We start from the raw sequence: 14,696 nt of genomic DNA on the forward strand, positions 1-14,696 counted from the left end.
TTACAGGGCCTGAATTTTTGCCCAGACGCTGTCGTCAACGGTGATACCGTTCCGGCGATTTTCTTCCAGTAGCTTTGTAAACTCGTGGCCCGGCAGACGGACAGGCGTGTTTTCATCTGCGCGTTCGGCGGTGGTGATGAAATCCATAATCCGCTGTAGCTTGGCATCGCGGGTGGCGCCATCGATCAGCTTATCCACTTCAATGGCGATAAAAATCTGTGAAACGCCATATTCATCGCTGTTATCCTGGGTGACTTCCGCAACGGATGAGCCATCAGAAAGCAGGGTGGCAATCATATCCAGCACAATCGACAGACCTGAGCCTTTCCAGTAGCCCATTGGCAAAATGCGGCGGTTTTTTTCGATAACGCCCGGCTCTTTGGTGAGATTACCTTCATCATCAAAGCCACCATCTACCGGCAGTTGGCGACCGGCCAGGCGATTCACTTCCAGCATGCCGTAGGAGAACATCGACATCGACATATCAACCATGGTGATTGGTGATGAGGGGATCGCGACGATCAGCGGGTTAGTACCAATGCGGCACTCTTTCGAACCCCACGGCGGCATGACGGCAATCGAGTTAGTCCAGCAGATACCGATGTAACCTTTCTCCGCCGCCTGCCAGCCATAGCTGCCGCCGCGCATCCAGTGATTGGCGTTACGCAGTGCGACCAGGCCAATACCGTGATCGGAGGCCAGCTCAATGGCTCTGTCCATCATCTTTTTCGCCGTCAGATTGCCGATCGAACGCTGGGCATCCCATTGTTCAATCGCCCCCAGGCTGGTAATGCGTTGCGGTTTGGCCTCAGGAATGATGTCGCCGTTATCCAATTGCTGAATAAAACGAGGAAAACGATTCACACCGTGCGAATAAACGCCGGACTCGGTGGTGCGCGCAAACATTTCGGCACAGGCATCGGCGGTTTCAACGGCAATACCGCGTGCCAGCAGTACCCGATTGAACGCATCTTTCAACTGCTCAAAAGTGACTTTCATTCCTGTTTCCTTGTTTAAATTTGATCGCTTTTTTATCTCTAAATTTCACTATGCGAAATCTGATTTCAAATATAGCGATCAAATTTTGACAGATCAACGGGGTGGTCTATTTTTTAAAATCATCAAAATCAAATAGTTGTGTTTTTTCGGTTCAGATCGTGAACTGAAACACACTTTGCGCTACCATCAGAGCGCGACGAAAAGGGGAGCGGAAGCGATGGGCACAAAAGAGAGTGAAATGACGCAAGACAAAGAGAGGCCAGCCGGAAGTCAGAGCCTGTTCCGTGGTTTGATGTTGATTGAGATTCTGAGTAACTATCCGAATGGGTGCCCACTGGCCCATCTGTCTGAACTGGCCGGGCTGAACAAAAGCACTGTGCATCGACTCCTGCAAGGACTGCAGTCCTGCGGATATGTCACGCCTGCACCTGCTGCGGGTAGCTATAGGTTGACCACTAAATTTATCGCTGTGGGTCAGAAGGCACTATCCTCACTGAATATCATCCATGTTGCCGCACCGCACCTCGAAGCGTTGAATATTGCCACGGGTGAAACAATTAACTTCTCAAGCCGTGAAGATGACCACGCGATTCTGATTTATAAGCTGGAACCGACGACGGGCATGCTGCGTACCCGCGCTTATATCGGTCAACATATGCCGCTGTATTGCTCCGCGATGGGTAAAATTTACATGGCGTTTGGGCATGCGGATTATGTGGAGGCCTACTGGGAGAGCCATCAGGATCTTATTCAGCCGCTGACCCGTAATACCATTACCGGTTTGCCGGCGATGTACGACGAATTGGCGCAGATCCGCGAAAGCAGTATGGCGATGGATCGGGAAGAGAACGAGCTGGGCGTTTCCTGTATTGCTGTGCCGGTGTTTGATATTCATGGCCGGGTGCCGTACGCGGTGTCAATTTCACTCTCTACCTCGCGACTTAAGCAGATAGGGGAAAAAAATCTACTCAAACCGCTGCGGGAAACCGCGCAGGCGATTTCAAATGAGCTGGGTTTTACCGTTCGCGATTAAGGTTATTCAGGCACCTGACACTATTTAACCGTTTCCCCTGTCCGATCAAAGCGACAGGGGCCGTCTCTCTGGCAATCTGTGGTTTTCACGCAGAAGGAGGGGGCAATGAACGCGTTTATTATGGCGGATGCGGCAAAATGTATTGGGTGTCGTACCTGTGAAGTTGCCTGTGTCGTCGCGCATCAGCAAAACCAGGACTGTGCGTCGGTCTCTTCTTCTGCGTTTATACCGCGGATTCGGGTCATCAAAGACGACGCCTTTACGACGGCGGTCGCTTGTCATCAATGCGAAGACGCTCCCTGCGCGAATGTTTGTCCAACTCACGCCATTCGTCGTGAACATGGGCATATCTTCGTTGAACAGACACGTTGTATTGGCTGCAAAAGCTGTATGCTGGCCTGCCCGTTTGGTGCAATGAATGTCGTTGCCCGTTTGTCGCGGGTGCAGGCGATAAAATGCGATTTGTGCTGGCATCGCGAGACGGGACCGGCGTGTGTAGAAGCCTGCCCGACCAGCGCGTTGCAGTGTATTGATGCCGTCAGTATTCAGCGCCAGCGTCTGCGTTCACAACCGCTGTGAAGTAAACCCGACCCGCACTTGGGTCGGGTTTGCGTTAGCCTTCCAGCCAGGCGCGTTCGATCTCTTCAGCCAGAATCTTCACGCCAGCTTCGATTTTCTCCGGCTCTGGCACGTAGTTCATCCGCATGCACTGATGGGTATGCGGCCAGGGCTTATCCAGCCCCGGGAAGAAGTAGTCACCAGGAACCATCAGCACGCCGCGCGCTTTCAGACGCTGATACAACAGTTCGGTAGTGATAGGCAAATCTTTGAACCATAACCACAGGAAAATAGCCCCTTCTGGTTTATGAATCAGGCAGCGATCTTCTGACAAGTAGCGGCGAATAATCGCAATCGTCTCCTGAACGCGCTGATAGTAAAACGGCTTGATAACCGTTTCGGACAGGCGCAGCAGATCGTTACGTTTAATCATCTCGCACATCATCGCCGGACCCATTCCGCCAGGTGCCAGGCTGATGATGCCGTTCATATTGGTAATCGCAGTGATGATTTTTTCATTCGCGATAATGATGCCGCAGCGGGAACCTGGCAGGCCCAGCTTGGAAAGGCTCATACACAGCACAATGTTGGGGTTCCACAGCGGGCGTGCTTCGCTAAAGATGATGCCAGGGAACGGTACGCCATAGGCGTTATCAATCACCAGCGGGATCCCATGCTGGTTGGCCAGCCGATCCAGCTTCATCAGCTCTTCATCGGTGATCACGTTGCCTGTCGGGTTAGTGGGGCGCGACACGCAGATCATTCCCGTCTCTTCACCGATGTGCAGGTGTTCAAAATCAACGTGATACTTAAACTGGCCTTCCGGTAGCAGCTCAATGTTCGGACGTGCAGAGACGAAGAGATCTTCTTCCAGCCCGGAATCGGCATAGCCAATGTATTCCGGGGCTAACGGGAATAACACTTTTTGCGTTGTTCCGTCAGCGCGGCGCCCGGCGAACAGATTGAATAAGTAGAAAAACGCGCTCTGACTGCCATTTGTCAGTGCAATATTTTGTGGCTCGATATCCCAACCCTGCTTCTCACGTAGCAGTTTCGCCAGCTCAGACAGTAGCTCGGTTTTCCCTTGCGGCCCGTCATAATTGCAAAGCGCATCAGTGGCTTTGCCGTTTGCCAGCATATCTGTCAGCAGAGACTGGAAGTAATTTTGCATCTCTGGAATTTGCGCCGGATTACCACCGCCGAGCATGATGGCGCCCGGGGTGCGTAAACCGTCGTTGAGGTCCTCCATCAGGCGGGTGATGCCTGAATGGCGGGTAAATTTGTCGCCAAAAAGTGAGAATGTCATAGCAGGGGATCTGTCGAACTGAGTAGTAAAGTGGCTAACCATAGCGCTACCTATGGCAGGGTGCAAATCAGGGGGGAGGGGCTGGATTGATGTTTTATGCTGCAGATGTTTACCTGGCTGGTTTTTTATTTTGTGTTGGGCTTCCCGCTGTATGCACAGCGAGAAGCCTGTTGGGATCAGGGCTGACCGGCCCACACCACCATTACCTTATCGTCGTCATGCTCGCGGATAAATCCGTATCCCTGCTTCAATGTCAGCGTGGTCTGTTTACCGGCACCGATGGCGGGATGTCTGGCCCGGAACTGACTGATGCGCTGCCAGTGAGCGACGCTGGCAGCAGATTTCCCGGTCACATCCTGCCAGTTCATTTCTGAGCGCGTACCCTGCAATGGGTCTGAACCTGTTGGTCCAAAGGGCCGGGCCGACTCGTCGCCGTAAAAGAGTTGTACCGCGCCTGGCGCCAGCAGCAATAGCTCGGCAGCTTTATCTCCACCTTCGCGAAACAGACGCGTATCGTGCGAGGATAGATAGCTCAGAACGTTGAAATCTTGCAATTTTTCCGCCATCTGTTGCCAGGTGAGATCCATACTCGCCAGACAATCGACGGCCTTTGCCGCCTGCTCCTGATAGTCGAAATTGATCATCGCATCGAAGCCGTGACGGTAATAGTCGCTTTGCATTACGCCGTGACCCCAGGCCTCGCCGGTCATCCAGAAGGGTTTATCATCCAGCGCTTTATCCGGGTTGGCTTTCTTCCATTCAGCCAGCGCTGCGCTGGCCTGTGTTTTTAACTGCTGCCAGGCGGGAAGTTCGACGTGTTTGGCGGTATCGACCCGAAACCCGTCAATCCCGTAATCACGCACCCACTGACTGAGCCAGAGGGTCAGATAATCTCGGGGCGTGTAACCGGCAATAGCTTTAGCGTGTGTATCCGGTTTGTGTTGATAAAAGTTTGGCAGCCCGGAAGGCGTGGTGGATTCGGTTTTTAGATCGGGCAGGAAAGCCAGCGACATGGTCAGGTCGTCAAAGCCAGGATTGTCGTAATCGCCAATATCGGTGCGGATCCAGTTTTTCCCCCACCATTTTTCCCAGCCTGCTTTATCGCTGAAGTTGATGTAATCATTAAAGCTGTGCCAGCTTTGCCCGGCGGCTGGCTTCCAGTCTGTCCAGCGTTCACCGAGCGTGTTTTTCAGTTCATCGCCTGACAAGTACAGAGCCCCAAACTGATACTCCTGCATATCCGCCAGCGTGGCGTAGCCAGTATGATTCATGACAACATCGAACAGGATACGAATACCGCGCTGGTGCGCGCCGTCAACCAGGGCACGCAGGTCAGCTTCATTACCCATATTCGCATCGAGCGTGGTCCAGTCCTGAGTGTAATAGCCGTGATAAGCATAATGGGGGAAATCGCCTTTGGTGCCACCGCCGACCCAACCGTGGATTTGCTCAAACGGCGCGCTGATCCATAACGCATTGACGCCCAGTTGTTGCAGATAGTCGAGTTTGCTGGCAAGACCGCGTAAATCGCCGCCGTGGAAGGTGCCAATTTCCTGCATGCCATCGCTGCGCCGACCGTAGCTGTGGTCGTTACTCGGATCGCCATTCACAAAGCGGTCTGTCAGGACGAAATACACCGTAGCGTTATGCCAGTCGAAAGCAGCTAGGGAATCGGTTTCCGCCCGTTCCAGCAGCAACAGCCCGTTGCTGGCTGCGGCAGGCTGTAGGGTAATCGACCCATTTTTTACCGTTGCCGTTTGCTGGCTGTAGAAATCACGCACCACGGCACCTTCCGGAAAGGTCTGGCTCACATCCAGTGTTAACGGCGAACCATCCCATTTCGGGCACTGGCGAATCTGGGTCGTGACAGGGGCTGCGGCGCTTTTTACCGAGAGCATCAACGTTGGCGTTCCGGAGCGGGTATCCACTTCCAGCGCGTAATCGCCGTCTTTGAACAAACGCCACTGCGGCGGCGCGCCCTCACACGGTTTTAGCGACAGCATCTGGTTGAGTTTTATCGCGTCAGCAGGCTGCCAGCACTGTTGGTCAAAATTCAGGATTAAAGGACGAGTACCCTTCGTCAACGCTGCATGGCTGACGAATTTCCCCGTACCTTCCGCTTCGAAGGCGGGAAGTCCCTGAGAAGTCCATGATGAGGCGATGGCAATGCCGGGCATGAGCGCCAGCGCAACGGCGGCAAGTTTCATAATGCTGTCCTTGATGCTGCGATTTTCGCCAGTTTGCCAGTGAAATCAGGCCGGAAACTCCTCCTTTGAGTCGATTCTGCCAGGAGGAGAAGTGAGGGTGAGCGATCGCGCGCAAAAAATGAACTTATTTTGCGATAACCTCCACATTTTCTTCGAATTAATAGCACCCTGAACCGTTAATGCGTGACATGGTTTCAGAATTGGACTATTCCTTTGGGTGCTCTTGACAGCTATTTTTGATATGATTTGAGATTCATCTCTCATTTTTGTGAAAAATATAAGGTGTTGGAATGTATAAATCCGACCAGGAGACCTAATGATATTGACTCCCATTCGACGATATGGGGCAATGATTCTTATGTTACTCACCGTTGCATTTTCGGGTGAGGTGCTGGCAAAGACACACACGGCGACAACGAGTCACAAGCCCCAGATAACCAAGGCAAGTAATAAACAGGTTAGCAGTAAACAAGAGTATTCTCGCAATAGTGCAAAGAGTAGTTCACTTCCTGATTTGCGAAAATACCCTTCCGGAACACCAAGGAAAAAAGCGTTTCTCCGGACGGTTATGCCTTATATTACCAGTCAAAATGCTGCCATTACGGCGGACCGTAACTGGCTGATTTCAAAACAGTACCAGAACCGCTGGTCACCGACTGAGCGTACGCGTATGAAAGACATCGCGAAGCGCTACAAGGTGAACTGGTCTGGCAACACGCGTAAAATTCCGTGGAATACGCTGCTTGAGCGCGTAGACATTATCCCGACCAGTATGGTGGCAACCATGGCTGCGGCCGAAAGTGGCTGGGGTACCTCGAAGCTGGCGCGTAGCAACAACAACCTGTTTGGCATGAAATGTGGCAAAGGTCGTTGTAACAATGCCCCAGGTAAGGTGAAAGGCTACTCACAGTTTGAATCGGTGAAAGAGTCGGTGAATGCTTACGTCATCAACCTGAATACGCATCCGGCTTACTCTTCTTTCCGTAAATCACGTGCGCAGCTGCGTAAAGCCGATCAGGAAGTCACCGCTACCGCGATGATCCATAAGCTGAAGGGTTATTCCACTAAAGGACAGAGCTACAACAACTATCTGTTCGCAATGTATCAGGATAACCAGCGTTTAATCGCCGCGCATATGTAATTCTGTGTGCCGGATGGCGGCTTCGCCGCATCCGGCAATAATCCTCACAGCAACACTTCGCTGTTCACATCGCGATACTCTTTTGGCGTCGTGTCGTACTCTTTCTTAAAGACTGAATAGAAGTATTGCAGAGACGGATAGCCGCACATCTGTGAAATTTCGTTGATCGAAAGTGTGGTAGAAATCAACAGGCTGCGCGCTTTTTCCAGCTTTTCGGCATGAATTACGGCGTGGATAGTCTCTCCGACCTCTTCTTTAAAACGCTTCTCCAGATTCGAACGTGAAATCCCCACTGAATCCAGCACTTGTTCAACCTTAATACCTTTACAGGCATGGTTGCGGATAAAGTGCATCGCCTGAATCACCGCCGGATCGGTTAATGAACGGTAGTCGGTTGAGCGGCGTTCAATGACACGCACCGGAGGAACCAGAATGCGTTGCAGCGGCAGTTCTTCATTCGCCAGTAAACGATGCAGGAGCTTAGCAGCCTGATACCCCATCTGCCTGGCTCCCTGAGCCACGGATGACAGCGCTACCCGGGACAGATAACGGGTCAATTCCTCGTTGTCGATCCCTATCACGCACAGCTTTTCCGGTACCGGAATATGCAGGTGCTCGCAGACTTGCAGGACGTGCCGTGCCCGCGCGTCGGTGACGGCGATAATACCGGTTTGCGGCGGTAGAGTTTGCAGCCAGTCCGCCAGACGATTTTGCGCGTGCTGCCAGTTCTCCGGTGCGGTTTCCAGCCCCTGATAGACAACGCCGCGGTACTTCTCTTTGGCAACCAGCTGGCAAAAGGCATATTCACGTTCCGCGGCCCAGCGTTTACCGCTTGAAGAAGGCAGACCATAAAACGCAAAGCGGTTAACCCCTTTTTCTTTCAGATGCAGGAAAGCGCTTTCTACCAACGCGTGGTTGTCGGTGGCGATGTAATGTACCGGTGGATAATCTTGCTCCAGATGGTAGGAGCCTCCAACGCCGATGATGGGAACCTCGACATCGGCAAGTAATTGCGCAATGTCATCATCGTCATAATCAGCAATAACGCCGTCGCCTAACCAGTCTTTAATATTATCGATACGGGCGCGGAAATCTTCCTCAATGAATATATCCCACTCGGATTGCGATGCCTGTAAATATTCACCCACTCCTTCTACTACCTGGCGGTCGTAGGCTTTATTGGCATTAAATAGCAGAGTGATGCGGTGACGTTTATCAAACATAAGAACCTGTCCTGGAAAGGTTAACGTGGGCCTGTCGATACTAGCAAAATCGCAGGTACGACTGCTTGATGAAGCGTGACAAATTTCTTATTTGCCTGGTGCTACGCAAAATTCACATACTGCCAGTGGGATGACAATTGCCATTTTTTATCTGCGCATTATGGTTTTTTGTTTATTGGCTAACCTTCGATCGCGATCGCCTTTTTATTTCTTTTCTCAGCGCGTTTTTTTGGGAGCCAGCGCACGTTTGGGTATTCTCTTAATAGCGGTGTGAAATAACGTAATTGAGCAATAAATCAGGAAATTCCAGTATAGCTATATCGCAGTTTACTTGCCGTATTACCTGATTATGGAGCTTATTATGCCGGCTTATTTTGACCAACTCGATCGTGTTCGTTTTGAAGGCACTCAATCCACCAACCCGCTCGCATTTCGCCATTACAACCCTGACGAAATCGTATTGGGCAAGCGCATGGAAGATCATCTGCGTTTTGCTGCCTGCTACTGGCATACCTTCTGCTGGAACGGAGCGGATATGTTCGGTATGGGCGCTTTCGATCGTCCGTGGCAGCAGCCTGGTGAAGCTCTGGCGCTGGCGAAACGCAAAGCGGACGTAGCATTTGAGTTCTTCCACAAGCTGAACGTGCCTTACTACTGCTTCCATGATGTCGATGTTTCGCCGGAAGGCGCGTCTTTGAAAGAGTACAAAAACAACTTTGCGCAGATGGTTGATGTGCTGGCGGCAAAACAGGAACAAAGCGGCGTGAAGCTGCTGTGGGGTACAGCAAACTGCTTCACTAACCCACGCTACGGTGCGGGTGCGGCCACAAACCCGGATCCAGAAGTGTTCAGCTGGGCCGCCACGCAGGTGGTTACGGCCATGGATGCCACGCACAAGTTAGGCGGTGAAAACTACGTTCTGTGGGGCGGTCGTGAAGGTTATGAAACGCTGCTGAATACCGATCTGCGTCAGGAACGTGAGCAGATTGGTCGTTTCATGCAATTAGTCGTGGAACACAAACACAAAACCGGTTTCCAGGGCACTTTGCTTATCGAGCCGAAACCGCAGGAACCGACCAAGCACCAGTACGACTACGATGCGGCGACCGTGTACGGATTCCTCAAGCAGTTCGGTCTGGAAAAAGAGATCAAACTGAATATCGAAGCCAACCACGCCACGCTGGCAGGCCATTCGTTCCATCACGAAATCGCCACCGCTATCGCGCTGGGTCTGTTTGGCTCTGTCGATGCCAACCGCGGCGATGCACAGCTGGGCTGGGATACCGACCAGTTCCCGAACAGCGTAGAAGAGAATGTGTTGGTGATGTACGAAATCCTCAAAGCGGGCGGCTTCACCACCGGCGGCCTGAACTTTGATGCCAAAGTACGTCGTCAGAGTACCGATAAATACGATCTGTTCTATGGTCATATTGGCGCGATGGATACCATGGCGCTGTCGCTGAAAATTGCGGCCCGTATGATTGAAGACGGTGGCCTGGATCAGCGTGTGGCTAAACGTTATGCCGGTTGGAATGGTGAGCTGGGCCAGCAAATTCTGAAAGGCCAGATGACGCTGACAGAAATTGCGCAGTACGCTGAACAACACAACCTGGCGCCAGTGCACCAGAGCGGTCATCAGGAGTTGCTGGAGAATCTGGTAAACCATTATTTGTTCGACAAATAACGGGTCTCTGAGAACGTCCGTAAGCCCGGTCAGCTAGCGCTACCGGGCCTTTCTTTAAGGAACGATGCCTTATGTATATCGGGATAGATCTTGGCACATCAGGCGTAAAGGCCATTCTGCTCAATGAGCAGGGCGATGTGGTGGCTTCACAAACGGAGAAACTCACCGTCTCGCGCCCGCACCCGTTATGGTCAGAACAAGACCCTGAGCAGTGGTGGCTGGCAACGGATCGCGCAGTAAAAGCACTGGGTCAGCAGCATTCACTCCGCGAGGTGAAAGCGTTGGGGATTGCCGGGCAGATGCACGGCGCGACGCTACTGGATGAACAACAGAAGGTATTGCGTCCGGCTATCTTATGGAACGATGGTCGCTGTGCTGAAGAGTGCGTGATGCTGGAGAATCAGGTTCCGCAGTCTCGAGCGATAACTGGCAACCTGATGATGCCTGGCTTTACCGCGCCAAAACTGCTGTGGGTGCAACGCCACGAGCCGGAGATTTTCAAGCAGATTGATAAAGTCCTGCTGCCGAAAGATTACCTGCGTTTGCGCATGACCGGTGATTTTGCCAGCGATATGTCTGATGCGGCAGGGACAATGTGGCTGGATGTCGCGAAGCGTGACTGGAGCGATGTCATGCTGGCTGCCTGTAAACTGACTCGCGCACATATGCCTGCGCTCTATGAAGGCAGTGCGATTACCGGAACCTTGTTGCCAGCAGTTGCCAAAGCCTGGGGAATGCAGGAGGTTGCAGTGGTTGCCGGCGGCGGTGATAACGCGGCGGGGGCGGTAGGCGTTGGCATGATGAATGCCGGTCAGGCGATGCTTTCGCTGGGGACGTCCGGCGTCTATTTTGCGGTGAGTGATGGTTTCCTTAGCAAACCGGAAAGTGCGGTTCACAGTTTTTGCCATGCTTTGCCTGAGCGATGGCATCTGATGTCTGTAATGTTAAGTGCGGCATCATGTCTGGACTGGGCGGCAAAATTAACCAGACTGGCGAACGTTCCTGCGTTGATTGACGCTGCGCAACAGGCGGATGAACACGCGGAGCCGGTCTGGTTTTTACCTTATCTTTCCGGGGAACGTACGCCGCATAACAATCCGCAGGCCAAGGGCGTATTTTTCGGTCTGACGCATCAGCATGGTCCGGCGGAACTGGCACAGGCGGTGCTGGAAGGTGTGGGTTTTGCGCTGGCTGACGGTATGGATGTGGTACATGCCTGTGGCATTCAGCCCGCCAGCATTACGCTGATCGGCGGCGGGGCACGCAGCGAATACTGGCGTCAGATGCTATCTGACATCAGCGGATTGCAGCTGGATTACCGTACCGGCGGTGATGTTGGCCCTGCACTCGGCGCGGCGCGCCTGGCACAAATTGCCATGAATCCGCAGCGGCCATTATCAGACCTACTGCCTCAGCTTACGCTGGAGCAGGCGCATTATCCTGACGCCGAGCGTCATGCTCGTTATCAACAGCGTCGAGAAATCTTCCGTCGTATCTATCAGCAATTACAACCGCTGATGTCCTGACCCTAAATCCCCTCTGGCAAACAGAGGGGATTTATCAAATATATATTTCAATCTAATAAATAATTAGCGTGCATGAATTTATTCTGAAAGTCCGACGTAGTCGCTTTTTTCTGTGTTGTCTTTAGCGGGTTATTCATATTGTATCCATGATGGATAAGGAGATCCCAATGAAGACAACCAGGCTTTTGCCATGGATATTATTCCTCTCAGGCATACTGACTTACAGTATCGGTTTATGGCGTGCATGCCCGTTATTGAGCGGCAAGGGGTATTTTTTGGGGGCGTTGATGACGGGGATGTTCGTTACATATGCCTATCAGCGCGCAGTAAATCTCAATCAAATTGATGAACGCTTTGCTTCTGTGTGTCAGATGGTGATGCTCATAACTATCGGATTGTTGCTGGTAGGAGTGTGGAATGCCCCGCTGGCGCCCATCGAAATGGGGCTGTACCCGGCGGCATTCTTTGTGTGTTTACTGGGGCAAGTGTTACTGCAGCGTTCGTCTGAAAACGCGCTGTCTGGAGAATCCTAACTCACCAGCCTGCGCGTATCGATATGCTGCAACAATATAGACAACAGCAAACTTCCAGCCAGTGTGGCGCTGAAAATCCACAACATATCGAGCGGTGGCCAGTTTTTGAGTTCAATTCCGTTGGTGCGTAGTGCGTGAATGATCAGCGCATGAAAACCATAAATGCCCAATGAATGGCGAGAAATAAGGCCCAGTAGCGGCAGAGTACGTGTGCTGAGCGTATTTTTGACCAGCGTCAGGAGTGAAACGGCGCAAATAAATACCACCGGGCCGCAGTAAAGGTACCAGGTGTCGGCAAAATTGCCTCGCCAGCGCAGTTCATGCAATGTGCCACGAGAAATAATAAATACCGCGGTAATGAACAACGCCGCACAGAGCCAACTGAGCGCACGTTTTTGCGTATCCATCATGCCAATCGCCCGGCCCAGCATGCCGTACAGGATGTAATAGAAGGTGTCGCCGCTGATGTACAGGTTGATGGGCAGCCACTCAAAGCCGCCGATTTTTTGCGAGACGGTATTGGGATTGGCAATCACGCCAATCACCACCATGAGCGCCAGCAGCATCTTGCCGCTGATATTTTTCACCTGTATCAGTGGTGAAACCAGGTAGATGACGGCGATCGCGAAGAAAAACCACAGGTGATAGAACACCGGCTTTTGCAGCAGGTTCTTCAGCGACAGCTCAGCGTTGATCGAGGTAAACATCAGTATATAGGCCAGCGCCACGCTGCTGTAAAACAGAATGCAGAGCGCGATGCGCAGGAAATGGCGCGGTTTGGCGCTACGCTCACCAAAGAACAGATAGCCCGAAATCATAAAGAACAGCGGAACGCTGACGCGAGAGGCTGAATTGAGCACGTTAGCCAGATCCCAATTCAACGGGCTGACGCTTTGCGCATTGGTGATGTACCAGGTTGTGGTGTGGATCATCACGACCATTAAACAGGCTATCCCGCGCAGGTTATCAATCCAGAAAATTTTGGGCTGCATCAGTTCCTCTGTGTCCATTAAAAAAAGTCTGACCGATATTTTGCGAACGTAGCTCACTGGAATAATCCGAGTTCTTACGCTAAAGCTTGAGATGGTCTGATGAGATTCTCAAAATAGGATCTGTTTCCAGACACTAATAATAAGACTGACCAGCAAACCAGGCGGTAATAAAATGATGATGAAGTATTTCTTTCCCGCGATCGCTGCCCTTTTGCTGGTAGCGTGCGCTGACACACAACCGTCTGCACCTGCGCAGAAAGCGCAAAAGGTTAAGGTCAGTGCCACACGTTCGCTGGATATGGAGTCATTGTGCAAAAATGAGGCGGCGCAACGCTATAACACTGGCGCACAGAAAATTGATATCTCCGGCCTGGAACAATTCCAGGGCAGCTATGAGATGCGTGGTTCTACCTTCCGTAAAGAGAGTTTTGTCTGTTCTTTTGATGCAGACGGGCAGTTTTTGCACCTTTCCATGCGCTAAGTTCCCCCTTTTTCCCGTTTCGTACTGTATATCTTGCAGCCAGCGGGTATACTGATCGCTTCCTTTAAATCCACACGTATCCAGCACGAAATAATATGCAAAAGTTTGATACCAGGACCTTCCAGGGCTTGATCCTGACCTTACAGGATTACTGGGCTCGCCAGGGCTGCACCATTGTTCAACCATTGGACATGGAAGTCGGCGCGGGAACATCTCACCCAATGACCTGCCTGCGTGCGCTGGGGCCGGAACCGATGGCGACTGCTTATGTGCAGCCTTCTCGTCGTCCGACCGATGGCCGCTATGGCGAAAACCCGAACCGCTTACAGCACTACTATCAGTTCCAGGTAGTGATTAAGCCTTCTCCGGACAACATTCAGGAGCTGTACCTGGGTTCTCTGAAAGAGCTGGGTATGGACCCGACCATTCACGATATCCGTTTCGTGGAAGATAACTGGGAAAACCCGACGCTGGGTGCCTGGGGTCTGGGTTGGGAAGTGTGGCTGAACGGTATGGAAGTGACGCAGTTCACCTACTTCCAGCAGGTTGGTGGTCTGGAATGTAAACCAGTAACCGGGGAAATTACCTACGGTCTGGAACGTCTGGCCATGTACATTCAGGGCGTAGACAGCGTTTACGACCTGGTCTGGAGCGACGGCCCGCTGGGTAAAACCACGTACGGCGACGTGTTCCATCAGAACGAAGTGGAGCAATCCACCTACAACTTCGAATACGCCGACGTGGACTTCCTGTTCACCTGCTTCGAGCAGTACGAGAAAGAAGCGCAGCAGTTGCTGGCGCTGGAAAATCCGCTGCCGCTGCCTGCGTATGAACGTATTCTGAAAGCCGCCCATAGCTTCAACCTGCTGGATGCGCGTAAAGCCATCTCCGTCACCGAGCGTCAGCGCTATATCCTGCGCATTCGCACTCTGACCAAAGCAGTGGCAGAAGCTTACTACGCTTCCCGTGAAGCCCTTGGCTTCCCGATGTGCAACAAAGACAAATAAGAGGCG

At 52.2% G+C, this 14,696-nt stretch carries 13 protein-coding genes; 8 read left to right on the top strand and 5 right to left on the bottom strand.

Annotated features, from left to right (window positions below; genetic code table 11):
• Complete coding sequence (gene yiaK, locus OGY83_RS13835; protein WP_149280779.1) at positions 1 to 999, bottom strand: 3-dehydro-L-gulonate 2-dehydrogenase; 999 nt, start codon at positions 997 to 999, stop codon at positions 1 to 3.
• 217 nt (positions 1,000 to 1,216) lie between these two features.
• On the opposite strand from yiaK, the gene yiaJ reads away from it, so the two are divergent.
• Positions 1,217 to 2,032 (top strand): IclR family transcriptional regulator YiaJ, encoded by an 816-nt coding sequence (gene yiaJ / locus OGY83_RS13840; RefSeq protein WP_003024237.1) that lies wholly within the window; start codon positions 1,217 to 1,219, stop codon positions 2,030 to 2,032.
• Between the two features lie 105 nt (positions 2,033 to 2,137).
• Positions 2,138 to 2,611, top strand: a complete 474-nt coding sequence (locus tag OGY83_RS13845; protein ID WP_286636087.1) for a 4Fe-4S dicluster domain-containing protein — start codon at positions 2,138 to 2,140, stop codon at positions 2,609 to 2,611.
• A gap of 34 nt (positions 2,612 to 2,645) precedes the next feature.
• Here the strand turns inward: OGY83_RS13845 and avtA are convergent, their stop codons facing one another.
• Both avtA and malS read right to left on the bottom strand, forming a co-directional pair.
• Complete coding sequence (gene avtA, locus OGY83_RS13850; protein ID WP_079939664.1) at positions 2,646 to 3,896, bottom strand: valine--pyruvate transaminase; 1,251 nt, start codon at positions 3,894 to 3,896, stop codon at positions 2,646 to 2,648.
• Positions 3,897 to 4,072: 176 nt separating this feature from the next.
• Positions 4,073 to 6,103 carry an alpha-amylase gene (gene malS, locus OGY83_RS13855; protein ID WP_286636089.1) on the bottom strand — a complete coding sequence of 677 codons (2,031 nt, stop codon included), beginning with the start codon at positions 6,101 to 6,103 and terminating at the stop codon, positions 4,073 to 4,075.
• Positions 6,104 to 6,419: 316 nt separating this feature from the next.
• Here malS and OGY83_RS13860 point away from each other — a divergent pair, with 316 nt between their 5' ends.
• On the top strand, positions 6,420 to 7,244 hold the full coding sequence (locus tag OGY83_RS13860; protein WP_016154930.1) for a protein bax: 825 nt from the start codon (positions 6,420 to 6,422) through the stop codon (positions 7,242 to 7,244).
• 44 nt (positions 7,245 to 7,288) lie between these two features.
• Here the strand turns inward: OGY83_RS13860 and xylR are convergent, their stop codons facing one another.
• Complete coding sequence (gene xylR / locus OGY83_RS13865; RefSeq protein ID WP_079939662.1) at positions 7,289 to 8,467, bottom strand: D-xylose utilization transcriptional activator XylR; 1,179 nt, start codon at positions 8,465 to 8,467, stop codon at positions 7,289 to 7,291.
• Positions 8,468 to 8,828: 361 nt separating this feature from the next.
• Between xylR and xylA the strand changes: the two genes are divergently transcribed.
• The 3 genes from xylA (at position 8,829) to yiaB (ending at position 12,210) form a co-directional block, all read left to right on the top strand.
• On the top strand, positions 8,829 to 10,151 hold the full coding sequence (gene xylA, locus OGY83_RS13870; protein WP_286636091.1) for a xylose isomerase: 1,323 nt from the start codon (positions 8,829 to 8,831) through the stop codon (positions 10,149 to 10,151).
• A 71-nt stretch (positions 10,152 to 10,222) separates the two neighbouring features.
• Positions 10,223 to 11,677 (top strand): xylulokinase, encoded by a 1,455-nt coding sequence (gene xylB, locus OGY83_RS13875; RefSeq protein WP_286636092.1) that lies wholly within the window; start codon positions 10,223 to 10,225, stop codon positions 11,675 to 11,677.
• A 167-nt stretch (positions 11,678 to 11,844) separates the two neighbouring features.
• Positions 11,845 to 12,210: an inner membrane protein YiaB gene (gene yiaB / locus OGY83_RS13880; RefSeq protein WP_079939659.1), complete on the top strand. Its 366-nt coding sequence runs from the start codon at positions 11,845 to 11,847 to the stop codon at positions 12,208 to 12,210.
• Here yiaB and OGY83_RS13885 read toward each other — a convergent pair.
• Positions 12,207 to 13,202, bottom strand: a complete 996-nt coding sequence (locus tag OGY83_RS13885) for an acyltransferase (protein ID WP_286636093.1) — start codon at positions 13,200 to 13,202, stop codon at positions 12,207 to 12,209. The two genes, yiaB and OGY83_RS13885, sit on opposite strands and share 4 nt — an antisense overlap.
• A 172-nt stretch (positions 13,203 to 13,374) precedes the next feature.
• Here OGY83_RS13885 and OGY83_RS13890 point away from each other — a divergent pair, with 172 nt between their 5' ends.
• Together OGY83_RS13890 and glyQ are read left to right on the top strand one after the other, a co-directional pair.
• Positions 13,375 to 13,683: a YsaB family lipoprotein gene (locus OGY83_RS13890; protein WP_079939658.1), complete on the top strand. Its 309-nt coding sequence runs from the start codon at positions 13,375 to 13,377 to the stop codon at positions 13,681 to 13,683.
• Between the two features lie 95 nt (positions 13,684 to 13,778).
• Entirely contained in the window at positions 13,779 to 14,690 is a 912-nt protein-coding gene (gene glyQ, locus OGY83_RS13895) for a glycine--tRNA ligase subunit alpha (RefSeq protein WP_001168551.1), read from the top strand.
• The last annotated feature ends 6 nt before the right edge of the window (positions 14,691 to 14,696 follow it).

The organism is Citrobacter sp. Cpo090, from assembly GCF_030332665.1.
In the GTDB taxonomy this organism is placed as follows: domain Bacteria; phylum Pseudomonadota; class Gammaproteobacteria; order Enterobacterales; family Enterobacteriaceae; genus Citrobacter; species Citrobacter portucalensis.